The sequence below is a fragment of the Candidatus Goldiibacteriota bacterium genome (assembly GCA_016937715.1).
GTDB lineage: Bacteria > Oederibacteriota > PGYV01 > PGYV01 > PGYV01 > PGYV01.
The window spans coordinates 20,960-29,409 of record JAFGWA010000114.1; the positions used below are offsets into that span (position 1 = coordinate 20,960).

8 protein-coding genes are annotated in these 8,450 nt (G+C 43.0%); all 8 read right to left on the minus strand.

What is annotated here, in order from left to right:
- From JXR81_11185 to JXR81_11220, 8 genes are read right to left on the minus strand one after another with little or no spacing between them, the layout of a single operon-like run.
- On the minus strand, positions 1 to 2,640 hold the full coding sequence (locus JXR81_11185; GenBank protein ID MBN2755405.1) for a valine--tRNA ligase: 2,640 nt from the start codon (positions 2,638 to 2,640) through the stop codon (positions 1 to 3).
- A 58-nt stretch (positions 2,641 to 2,698) separates the two neighbouring features.
- Positions 2,699 to 3,244, minus strand: a complete 546-nt coding sequence (locus JXR81_11190) for a GerMN domain-containing protein (protein MBN2755406.1) — start codon at positions 3,242 to 3,244, stop codon at positions 2,699 to 2,701.
- The gene (locus JXR81_11195; GenBank protein ID MBN2755407.1) at positions 3,244 to 3,999 is read right to left on the minus strand and encodes an N-acetylmuramoyl-L-alanine amidase; all 756 of its coding nucleotides are present in this window, start codon (positions 3,997 to 3,999) and stop codon (positions 3,244 to 3,246) included. Before JXR81_11195 ends, JXR81_11190 begins: the two co-directional genes overlap by 1 nt.
- Positions 4,000 to 4,001: 2 nt before the next feature.
- Positions 4,002 to 4,970: an acetyl-CoA carboxylase carboxyltransferase subunit alpha gene (locus JXR81_11200; protein ID MBN2755408.1), complete on the minus strand. Its 969-nt coding sequence runs from the start codon at positions 4,968 to 4,970 to the stop codon at positions 4,002 to 4,004.
- 11 nt (positions 4,971 to 4,981) lie between these two features.
- Positions 4,982 to 5,668 carry a hypothetical protein gene (locus JXR81_11205; protein MBN2755409.1) on the minus strand — a complete coding sequence of 229 codons (687 nt, stop codon included), beginning with the start codon at positions 5,666 to 5,668 and terminating at the stop codon, positions 4,982 to 4,984.
- A gap of 17 nt (positions 5,669 to 5,685) precedes the next feature.
- A complete protein-coding gene (locus JXR81_11210) occupies positions 5,686 to 6,378 on the minus strand; it encodes a hypothetical protein (GenBank protein ID MBN2755410.1) in 693 nt (230 codons plus the stop codon).
- 12 nt (positions 6,379 to 6,390) lie between these two features.
- Positions 6,391 to 7,710, minus strand: a complete 1,320-nt coding sequence (locus tag JXR81_11215) for a fibronectin type III domain-containing protein (protein ID MBN2755411.1) — start codon at positions 7,708 to 7,710, stop codon at positions 6,391 to 6,393.
- Positions 7,707 to 8,288, minus strand: coding sequence for a tetratricopeptide repeat protein (locus tag JXR81_11220; protein ID MBN2755412.1), 582 nt, complete (start codon positions 8,286 to 8,288; stop codon positions 7,707 to 7,709). The genes JXR81_11215 and JXR81_11220 overlap by 4 nt, the downstream gene beginning before the upstream one ends.
- Positions 8,289 to 8,450: the final 162 nt, after the last annotated feature.

Consider the following 8,450-nt stretch of genomic DNA (forward strand, 5'->3'; position numbering starts at 1 on the left):
TCACGCAAGCCTTTCCAGCAGTTTTATTTTCTTTTCTTCATCGTCTATATCTGATTTTAACTTTTCTATTTTGGCTTTCTCTTCATCCACAAGTTTTTTTGGCGCGTTAGCCGTAAACTTGGGGTTTGAAATTTTTGCCTCTATTGACTTTATGCCGTTATTAAACTTTTCTATGGCTTTTTTGGCTTTTTCTGTTTCTTTCGCGATATCCACTTTTCCTTTCATGTCAATGCCGGCAAATCCCAAATCCTTAACTTCCCTGCCTGCCACATTTTCGCCTGTCTTTTCCGCAAAGTTAAGCGAACTAAGTTTGGCAAGTGTTATTATTATGTCCCTGTTGGCTTCCACCACAGCTCTATTTTCAGTGACAATATAGCCGTCAAGCTTTTCCGCCGGGGATATATTAAACTGCCCCCTTGCGTTTCTTAAAACATAAATCGCGTCCATTATCGTGTCCATTTCTTTGGCGTCAAAATTAAAAGGTTCATGCACAAAAGGCCAGCTTTCTTTCATTATACTTTCTTTCGCGCCGGCAAAACCCATATGCCCGTAAATCTCTTCCGTTATAAACGGTATAAACGGGTGCATTAAGACAAGCGAATCCTTTAACACTTTGGAAAGCACCGTCTGAACGGTGTTTTTATAATCAGACCCTTCTTTATACAGGTCTATTTTTGCGATTTCAAGGTACCAGTCGCAGAAATCGTGCCAGAAAAAATCATATAATAAAATGGAAGATTCGGAAAACCTGAAATTTTCCACCGCGTCGGTAACTTTATCCACTACAGAATTAAACCTTGATAATATCCACTTTTCAGGGAGCTTTAACTGCGCTTTATCAAGGTCCACGGCCGTATACCCTTCCAGGTTCTGTTTTACAAATTTCGCGGCGTTCCATATCTTATTCATAAAGTTGCTGTAACCTTTAAGCCTGTCCTCTGAAAACGCTATATGCCGCGTGGCGGTTTCTAAAGTTGCCATGGTAAAACGAAGCGAATCCGCGGAATACTTTGAAATAATATCAAGGGGGTCCACCACATTGCCTTTGGATTTGCTCATCTTTTTGCCTTCTGAATCGCACACAAGCGAATTGATAACCACATGCGCAAACGGCGGCTTTTCCATGAATTTAATCCCTGTCATTATCATCCTTGCAACCCAGAAAAACAGGATATCCCAGCTTGTTACAAGGACGGATGTGGGATAAAACGCCTTTAAATCTTTTGTATCTTTTGGCCAGCCAAGGGTTGAAAAAGGCCATAAAGCCGAAGAAAACCAGGTGTCAAGGACATCTTCATCCTGTGTTATTTTCAGGCTGCCGCATTTAGGGCATTCTACGGGAGTTCCCTTAGAGACAATGATTTCACCGCATTCGCAGTACCACGCGGGTATTCTGTGACCCCACCACAGCTGGCGGGAAATACACCAGTCTTTTATATTATTCATCCATTCAAAATAAACTTTCTTCCACATGTCAGGGGTAAACTGAATTTCGCCGTCTTCCACCGCTTTTATGGCCGGTTCTGCCAGGGGTTTAATTTTAACAAACCACTGCGTGGAAACATACGGTTCAATTACGGTATTGCAGCGGTAGCAGTGCCCCACGGCGTGCTTATGATCTTCTGTTTTTACGGCAAGCCCCTGTTCTTCAAGCGCTTCCATTATTTTTTTTCTGGCTTCAAACCTGTCCATGCCCTGATATTTGGCGCCGGCGTTTTCATTCATTTTTGCGCTTTCATCCATAACCTTTATCATTTCAAGTTTATGTTTTAAACCTATCAGAAAGTCATTGGGATCGTGCGCGGGGGTTATTTTTACGGCGCCTGTCCCGAATTCTTTATCCACGTATTCATCTTTTATTAAAGGTATTGCCCTGCCTGTTTCGGGTAATAATATCAATGTGCCTTCGGGGATATCTTTATATCTTGGATCTTCAGGATGAACCGCCACTGCCGTATCGCCAAGAAGCGTTTCAGGCCTTGTGGTTGCCACCTGAATAAAACCGGGCTTATCTTTATAAGGGTATTTTATGTGATAAAAATGGCCGTCTAAGTCTTTATGTTCCACTTCAATATCAGATAACGCCGTGTGGCAGCGGGGGCACCAGTTAATTATGTAATCGCCCCTGTATATAAGTTTTTCATTATAAAGCCTTACAAAGACCTCTTTAACCGCTTCTGAAAGCCCTTCGTCCATTGTAAAACGTTCGCGGCTCCAGTCCAGCGAACTTCCAAGTTTTCTTAACTGCATCATTATTGTCGTACCGTATTTTTCCTTCCATTCCCACACGCGCTGCACAAATTTTTCACGGCCCAGGTCGTGCCTTTTTTTTCCTTCTTTTTTCAGTTCGCGTTCCACCACATTCTGCGTGGCAATTCCCGCGTGGTCGCATCCCGGCACCCATAAAACATTAAATCCGCGGGCCCTTTTATAACGGCATAATATATCCTGCAGCGTGTTATTAAGCGCGTGACCCATATGAAGCGAACCCGTGACATTTGGCGGCGGTATAACGACGCAAAAAGGCGGTTTTGTTGAATTTTCATCCGCTTTAAATAAACCTTTATCTGTCCAGAAAGAATAAATCCTTCCTTCTATTTCTTCGGGAATGTATTTATCCAACACATACTCCTTTATTATTTAACCGGTAAACGGAAGATAATTTAACATCTTTGATTATAAAAATCAATTTGTAATTTTAATCAGCCCTAAGTATGCCGTCTATTTTTATATGGCCGGCAAGCGTTTCCGCTTCTTTACCGCCCACCAGAAACCTTACACCGTTTACTTTTGGAAAATTTTTCATTATGGTATTAACAATGGCATAAACCGCGTGATTTTCCGCCGATGTCCCGCCTTTAAAATTGGCTGTAATGCCGGCGTCAAGGTCAACATAACATATGCCATTAGGGTCCATAAACACTTCCCTGACAGCGCTTCCCTGCGGTATATACGTAAAATAACCTTCAGGCGGCGCGGAGAAAAGTATTAAAAGCACCTGCTTAATGCGGTTTTCAATAAGTTTATTTTCAAATATTTCCGTCTTATAAACCAGAAACTTTTCCGTTTCAGTGTCGGCAAAGTATATGTCCACGGGGTTTTTTTTGTCGCCGTCGCTGTACAACATAAGCGCCGCGATAACGCTCTGAGAATCGCTTTTTACCGCGCCCTTTTTCACCGCCAGAAACACGGCAAGCACGCCCGCCAGCAGGCAGATTAAGATTAAAAATACTTTTTTATTCATCATTTCACCTTCAAATACGCAAGTATGCCTTCTTTAATGTGGTAGGCAATGGAATTTAAAATTTTATCATCCTTTAACGCCGAAGCGTCTTCTTTATTATTTATGTTGGCCGTTTCTATAAGCACAGCGGGCATATCAGCACCGTTTAAGCAGTAAGACCTGGCCTTTCTTACTCCGCGCGAATCAAGGGGAATAGTATCATTGCCCGACTGGCCGGCATTCTTTGATTCCGAAATAAGAGAAGCTGAAAGATATTTTGCAATGACCTCCGCGGCTTTCGCGGACTGCGCCATGTGTTTTTTCTGAACATCATCCCACTTTACCACAAGCTCCGGGTTTTCCTGTGCCGGAAAAGGAGAATAAAAACGGTAAACCGCGTACCCTTTTATTTTTTCCTGCGGCAGGTTGTCGCTGTGTATGCAGACAAAAAGATCCGCTTTGCTGCTGTTGGCCATCCCCACCCTGTCCTGAACGCTTAAATATGAATCATCCGTTCTTGTAATTTTTACATCAAGAGGTTTTCCGGAAGCTTCAAGCTTCTTTTTGACCATAAGGGCTATCTTTAAATTTATATTTTTTTCGTGAATTGAACCCGCCGACGCCCCCCATTCGCCGCCGCCGTGACCGGGGTCAAGCACAACCACCGCCTGATAATTATTCTCCGGCGCTTCTGATACGGGCGGCATTGTTGACTGCGCCGCTCCGCACAAAACACTAAAAGACAATAACAATGCCGCGGTAATTAATTTTCTCATCTTTATCCGTTACTCCTGGTAAAAAAACCCATGTTTCTGAATTTATTGTACCTGTCATCAAGCAGCTTGTCAGCAGGCGTGTCCATGAGTTCCTTAAGATTTTTTACAATCGCGTTTTTCAGATTTTTCGCGGTCGTTTCGTAATCCCTGTGGGCTCCTTCAACAGGTTCTTCCACAATTTCATCTATAATCTTTATCTGCAGCAGATCCTGCGCGGTGGGTTTTAAAACTTTTGCGGCTTCCGCGGCTTTTGTGCTGTCTTTCCACAGAATTGCAGCCGCGCCTTCAAATGATATAACACTGTAAGTGGCATACTTTAACATAAGTATCCTGTCGCCCACGCCCACGCCAAGCGCGCCTCCGCTGCCGCCTTCGCCTATTACGCACACAATTATCGGAACCTTTATTCTTGCCATTTCATGAAGGTTCCTTGCAATCGCTTCCGCGACGCCGCGTTCTTCGCTTTCAAGCCCGGGATAAGCGCCGCTTGTATCAACAAAAGTCACTATCGGCACATTAAATTTTTCGGCAGTCTTCATAAGCCTTAAAGCTTTTCTGTAACCTTCAGGCTGCGCCATTCCAAAATTTCTAAAAAGGTTCTCTTTTGTATCTTTGCCTTTCTGAAGCCCTATCAGCATTACCGGTATTCCGTCAATCTTTGCGGTTCCACCCACCATTGCTTTATCATCTTTAAAAGCCCTGTCCCCGTGCAGTTCCTGAAAATCAGCGCACATAAGCGAAACAAAATCCAGCATCTTGGGCCTTGCCACATGCCTCATTATCTGAACAATCTGCCAGGAAGAAAGATTTTTATAAATATCCTGTTTTAAAACTTCCATCTTCGCTTCCAGAGTTTTAATCTCTGAATCCGCGTTGATTTTGCCTTCAGCAGAAAGCGTTTTAAGCTCGCCTATCTTCTTTTTAATCTCAAGTATTGGTTTTTCAAATTCAAGCGGTTTGTCAAGTGGCATATGATTTCTCCTTAAAAGTAGCTTATGTAAGTAAGCCTTAAAACTCTGGAATGCCTTACATCTTCTTCGCCAAGCCCGTACTTTAATATAACTTCAAGGGTAATGGGGTCAAACCTGTAGCTTATTCCGCAGTTAAGATTTAAAGAACTGTCACGGAACAGGCTGTCTATTTCCGCGCATAACATAAAGTCCTGGGTTATCGCAAACGCCGCGCCCGCGCCCATGTCCATATTCGTTATAATATCGCTGAACTGGTTGGTATATACCGTGCCTGTTAACTGCATAAAAACGGAACCAAGCGCGATTTCTTTTGTTACGCTTAAAAAAACCCCCCTTGTGTACATATCCAGATACGATTCGCCTTCATACCCCAAAGATATCGCGGGCACTCCGCCTTCATCGTCCGTTATTCTGAATTTGCCCAGAAGTTTTGGCGGCAGAATAACCTGAATCTGCCCCGTTCCAACCAGGTTGGTTACGTTAAGGGCCGCGCCTATCATAAGCCTGTCAAAAACACCGACATATATCCTGTTTAAAACTCCGCCGCCGGCATAAAATTTCACGTCATAACGCAGCTCCGCTTTAAGCATGGAATTTGCGGTGGGAACATCCACAAGTTCTATGTTCCTGGCCTGTGTTCCATAAGAACACACAGAAAAAAACAAAACAAGAAAAGTACCAATTACACACTTTCTCATGGAATTTCCTCCGTATTTTACGGCTTTTCAGACAGGCGTTTCTGTTCTTCTTCCATTCTTGCAAGTTTCTGATACTGCTCATCCTGTCTGACTTTAAGGAATTTTATGCTCTCTTCAGCTTTTTTCAGATTCCTTAAGTGAATTATGATAACAAAAAGAAGGGCTAAAATAAAGGATAAAATGACAACCACGGCGTATTTCGCGGTATTAAAGCCGGTTTCCTGAACATTTTCAAGTAAATCCAGCTGTTTTTGCTGTGCCGGAATTAAACCGGTTACAATTTCATCCTGTTGCTTCTCTATCTCGCCTGTGCGTTCAGACAGCAGAATTATTGTTTTTTCCGCCCTGTTTCTTGACATTTCCGCCTGCCTTTTAATGTTTTTTTCAAGAGCCTTAATATAATTAAGCAGCTGGGAATATTGTTTATCGTCCATATATTTGGGCTTATTAACCGTATTAAGTATTGAAATTTCTTTAAAGTTAGCCCTTTCTTTCACAATCAGGTCATAAAGGCCGGAATACTTGGGATTGTTTGGTTTTAACTGCAGCGCTCTCATTATAAACACGGTGGCGTCATCAAGTTTGCCGTCCATATAAGCCACCGCAGCCTGAGAAAAGTATTTTTCCGGGTCCACAGCTTCAGTTTTATCCTGAGCATAAATTAAAACCGGAATAATAAGAATAAGCGACAGGATAAATAATTTTTTCATCATATGCTCCCTTTACTTTATTTTACGCAGTTTCTCAAGTTTTTCCATAAATATAACGTATTCGGCAGTCAACAAAGCGGAAGTTCCCGCCTGTCTAAGCGTATCAATTGCGGCTTTATATTTACCATCAATATATAACAACTCCGCCTTTTTGTAAAACGTTTTCGCATTATCATTCATAACGGCGGGTTTAACGGCAAGCACATCTGACTTTTCACTTTCTTTATCACCGGAAAAAGCCGCAATCTGCACGGTATATTTAACACCGTTTTCCAGCCCTGTAATTAAAAAATCAATATCAGACCTGCCTTCGGTTTCCCTTGTAATTGTCTGCTGATTTTCAGGCGTGATGTAAAGCCGATAGCGTGTAATAAGCCCCGATACAGAACTCCATTTGACAAGCGCTTTAGAATCGCCGGAATATATGGCGGACTTTACAGGAGCAGGTATATACCCCGCCTGAACCCTGTCAAACAGGTATGATGCCTCTATCCTGTGAGTAGCCCCAAGCGAGCTTGCATGCCCCGCAAAAGCATAATCTACCGTGAAGTCGCCAAGAATTATGCCCGCGCCCGCTGTAAACGCCGGCGCGATTGTCTGAAAGCCCGCAAAACCCGTTCTTAAAGTAAACATCAGCAGCTTTTTTGACAGCCCTACAGAATAATTATATGAATTCGTACTTATATCCGCTATGTAATCAAAATCCCCTGACAATTCAAAACCCTCATAAACAAGGGATATGCCCGCGCCTAAAGAGGAAGCAATCTCCTCTTCCAGCCCGCTTTCATGCCTTAACCTTGCGTTTATATCCTTATATACGGCCCCCAGCGAAAGCTGTTCCAGAAACCATACATCTTTAAAAACCGTAAGTACACCAATATCCGCGGTTAAAGCGGACGCCTGCCCGCCATAAGACGAAACCAGATATTTTACGTTACAGCCCGCGCCGAAATATTGTAAATCTTCCCTGTACACAGGCACAGACAAGGTAAGCTGATACGTATATTCCCCGGTGTTTTCCCTGTACATTGTACCCGCGGAAGCCGCAACCGAAAGATAAGGCTTTATATAGCCATACAGTACTCCGTATACATCCTGGGCTTTTGTATTTGCAATGTTGCCGTACATTAATGACAATCCCGAAGATTCTGAAATAAAAAGTGCCGCCGGATTATGAAATACGGAATCCGCTCCCGCGGACTTTGCCGTGCACGCGTAACCCGCGCCTGCCGCCACAGCGCCCGGCTGCTGTATTGCCCCTTTTTCAAAAGCCGCAAAAATAAAGGAATATAAAAAACCTGTCATAAAAACAGACAACACTAACCTTTTCATACGCCCCCGCGCCCGGCTTTTATTTTACGCAATAATTCCTCCGCCAAAGTGAAGTCCGGCGAAAGTTCAAGCAGTTCCTGAAGTATCATTAAAGCTTTTGTACCATTATCCGACATATAATAAGCAAGCGCAAGGTTATATTTTATATACGCGTCATCCCGCGAAGGCCCCGCTTTTTCAAGCAGAATAACGGCCTGCTGATATTCTTTCCGCTCAATTAAGGCCTTTCCCATATTATTTATCGCCTGCGAATTTAAAGGATTAATATCCAGCACTCTGCCGTATTTTTCAGCGGCTTTGTCATATTTACCCTGCCGAAAATACAGGTTGCCAAGGTTAAAAAGGGCGCCTTCAAAGTACGGAAACAACCGCAGCGCGCCGCTGTAATAAGCTTCCGCTTTCTGTTCCTGCCCCGTTGCGTTCATAATAATCCCCGCGTAAAAAGAGCCCTGATAATCCCGTTTTATCCGGCTCTGAAATAATTTAGTATAAAGCAGGGCATAATTTGCTTTACCCGCGTTTATATATGAAGACAACTTAAAAACAATGTGATTTCTGATAAAAATATCCCCTGTCATGACAGCATTAAAACAAATTAAAATAAGTCCCGCCGCAATTAATAACGGCCGCTTTAAACTGAAGATAAACGTATCTTACGCTGGCCTCATTTGTCAAGACTACTTTTTAGCTAAATTAAGGTGGTTTTTCCTTAACTCGCCATTCGATAAAATGGGTCCTTG